General features: G+C 49.6%; 3 protein-coding genes. All 3 read right to left on the bottom strand.

Annotated features, from left to right (window positions below; all coding sequences use genetic code 11):
* Positions 1–1663 (bottom strand): calcium-binding protein (locus E8M78_RS23705; protein WP_205910291.1); only part of this gene is annotated, 1663 nt, incomplete at its 3' end.
* 2 nt (positions 1664–1665) lie between these two features.
* The gene (locus E8M78_RS23185) at positions 1666–2364 is read right to left on the bottom strand and encodes a hypothetical protein (RefSeq protein ID WP_137137287.1); all 699 of its coding nucleotides are present in this window, start codon (positions 2362–2364) and stop codon (positions 1666–1668) included.
* Positions 2365–2826: 462 nt separating this feature from the next.
* Positions 2827–3249: a hypothetical protein gene (locus E8M78_RS23180; RefSeq protein WP_137137286.1), complete on the bottom strand. Its 423-nt coding sequence runs from the start codon at positions 3247–3249 to the stop codon at positions 2827–2829.
* Positions 3250–3428: the final 179 nt, after the last annotated feature.

The following is a 3428-nucleotide window of genomic DNA, read 5'->3' as shown; positions in this document are numbered from 1 at the left end:
GGAACCCACCGGATATTTCCCAGACATGGATGTCGCCCTGGGTATACTGTAGCGTCACCTGATAGTCGTAAACACCCACGACCTCACTGCTATTGACGCCATCAAGTACTATCTCTTTCAGGGTTGTTCGATTGGTGATGTAGTCACTTCCATCTCCCGGCCGGAACACGATAGTTGCCAATTTCTCGGTCCCAACTGCACCTGAGAAATCGTAATAATCGTTCCCTGTTCCCCCATCCAGAGTGTCAGTGCCTTCAGTGTAGATCAGCCTATCTGCACCCGCGCCACCCTTAAGGCTATCATTGCCAGCACCGCCATCGAGGGTATCCGCCCCGCCGCCAGCAAACAATGTATCATTACCGGCTCCACCTTCCAGCAGAGTATGAGACGGATCGTCCAGTTCCACGCGGTCGTCGAAACTCGAGCCTATAACGTTTTCGAAACCATAAAATTTTACTGGTCCGTCCTTAAGAATCTCAATAGGTCTATTTACGCTTGAAAAATCGAGTGTGTCCTTATTGCCGGCTCCCGCTGTGTAGAGCGCATTTATTGTAACTTTTCCTAAGCCTATGAAGGCATCCGTATTTTGAATTTTGAACGTATCGTTTGCAGTCGAAAGCAGATATGTTTCAAAGTTAACGGCTGTGTCGATGCCTGAACTTCCCGTTCCTTTTTTGATCCACAAGTAGGAAGAGTTGTCAGGGAGCGTGCGAACTTCGACATTTAAGGCAGCGCCAAGCTCTGCATAGGTGAGAGTGTCAGCCCCATCGCCACCATCAATGATGTCTTGACCCGTTTCTCCATGAACGGTGTCATTACCCTTTCCCGCGTGGATGATATCGTCGCCTTGAGAGCCACCCATTTCATCCGTTTGATTTTCAGTATTTCGCCCAAGGAATATACTGCGGTCGGCGAGTTCAAAGAAACCAGGGGCTAATTCCCCGTAACGGTCTTCCAGATATGTTAGAAGACTGTTCAACGCAGACAGCGCGGATTGCGATGTCAAAAGCGCGCCGTTATTGTTTTGAGTGATTGAACTTATGACTGTCATAACATCGCTGAATGTTCTCTCAGCGCCGGAAGCTGTCAGTGCATGCTTCAGCGCATCAGCGAGCGAGAACGCATCATAGGTCCCATTCTTCGCATCCAGGATATGATTTCGAAAAAACGAGTTTTCACCAAAAAACAGGAACAATAGACTTCCTGACCAACTGGAATAATCAGTTAAATCACCATACAACTCACCTATTACATTGCCTGCATCTATATCTCCAAGCTCGAAAATATTCGGCATTATTTTATTGGAAATTATCGTATTGATCAGGTTCAATGCAATTTTATTGGATGCGGCTTGGATGGTGCTGGGAGCAGGAATTTCTCCCGTCCTAGACAAATACTGCTTGGAAGTGTACTCGCGGATAAACGTCGAGAACGAACCTTCTCCCCTGTTGATACGTGCAGCACCTAACAGCCAGAGCCAGACTGACGAATCCATACTCGCAGCAGGGTAGGGGACCCCATATTCTCCCAGTTCAGTCGTCAGTTCAGTAAGTTTCTCATATAGTAAATAGTATTTGCCAAAATCATTGCTGGATGAATTCTGGACTGAATTTCTAAGCTGGGTGATTTCGTCAATCTGGGCAGTGCTAAATTGGTAGGTCATCTTCAATCTCCGGTATTAAATGTATAGCGTTCTAGCAGTCGCTTTCTGATTGCCACAGCCGTTTCGACCAACCGATCGAGGCCGCAGCTGCCTGGATAGTATCTGAAGCGAGCAAACAGGTTAGGCTGAAGTTCAAAACTGACCCCGCATGATCCCAACTGGCCCTCCTGACACGAGGTCATTGGGAACTCACCATTGCTCATTTTCAGTACGGGGTACGCGAGGAAGAAGTATCGCTCTCCGTTGAGCGGGGCCCCGCTGTTCGCAGGATCAGCAAACTCGCGCAGATATGGAAACTCGCTTTCGCGCGACTTTGGATACTGCCCTTTATAGGTTTCTCCAGGATAGGGGCTGCCTTCAGACCTGAGTGTAATCGCCAGCCTTACTCCACGGCATTGCTCCTTGTCCGTCGCAATGTCCAATTTCTGAGCAAAATAAGACAGGTAGCTATCCAGGACTTGCCACTCATCAATGGACGGCTGATTCCTCTTCCAGGAATCGAAAGGCGGCAACCGCTTCGCCGATGTCCAGTCTCGTTCCAAGAGAAGCCTATGGCCCCCCATTTTAAACAGAACATAGCCTCCGTTTATGTAAGGCAGGTCAGCAGCCTTGATCTCTTGCGCTTGCGCGACAGGAACATGGGCTGATGCTGCGAGAACAAAAGCAATGGCCGAGATTTGTAACTGGAACCGCAGCCTCACCCTCGTTTCTCCATCCTTGTTGTCCCCCTCCGTCAAAGAGAGGGAAGAGCGGTATGTGAACAATCCTGCGAATATGGGATACCAGCAGCACCCTCAATTCAGCACTTTTTATGCGACAAATACGCGGGAGTTACAACCTATGGATTTTCATCTTTTTTATCTAAATATCTCATAATAAAAGGAATTACGGATTTGGCGGCGCGCTAAACTTACCGTCTGAATATTCGAAAATGCCGAGCCCTTAGAACTAATCTACCCCACAAGCAATAAGCAGGACCGCTGCCGATTTCTCTTTCGGAGCAACCATAGATCAGGCAATTCAGGTTTCCAGAAGTTGACGAGCAGCAGGCCAGGCGAGAAATCAACAATCTGGATCGAGCCCTATGTCGCCCGACCTGTCAGTGGACATCAATTCTTTGAAACGTCCGATCGGCAAATGAGGGTTGGGCTGCGGCACCAAGTTCAATAGTTGGTGGCAACCCACTCGCCGGATGCAGACTTGGCAAATCCAATGACACGATCAAGAGGCGCTGCGCTCGCATTCCTCTTGATGGAGGCCACGCATGATACGCCCGGGCCGCTAGCACTCTTGTTACACTCCCCCAAGGTTAGAGTAACATCTTCCTCACCACGACCGGTTCTTAGAGGATTGCGCGCATAAGCTTTCCGGTAGGCAGCTAGCGCTTCGTCGCTGGATGGAATGTCGAGAGCAGGGGCTTGAGGCTTGGGGATCAGTGCCGGATTAGCGGCAACGAACGCTGCAATCTCCGTGTCATTTGGAGGTCGAACGATCGGCTCGGAAGCTGGCATGATCAAATAGGTACCACCTGCACCGGATAGAACACCGACGGCGGTTGCTGCAACAATGAGAATTCTGTTGTTCATGCATGCCTCAGTAATCCAGATTGAACCAAGCGCGCTGCTTGACGCCCTTATCGTTCGGAATGTCGAAATAATAAGGATCTGCGCGGCGAGGGCGGGGCTGAGTGATCTGCACCATGCACTCATTGTCTCGGTTGAAAACATCATTGTCGTTGTTCTGGTTGATCTGCCGGATCGTCACA

This window comes from Rhizobium sp. FKY42 (genome assembly GCF_005222835.1).
Taxonomy (GTDB): domain Bacteria; phylum Pseudomonadota; class Alphaproteobacteria; order Rhizobiales; family Rhizobiaceae; genus Neorhizobium.
The sequence above is the reverse complement of the archived record's forward strand: the minus strand, read 5'-3'. Positions and strand labels throughout refer to the sequence as shown.

Coding starts and splice junctions, on each gene's coding strand:
- E8M78_RS23180 (WP_137137286.1), bottom strand. CDS start 3,249: ATGAACAACAGAATTCTCATTGTTGCAGCAACCGCCGTCGGTGTTCTA.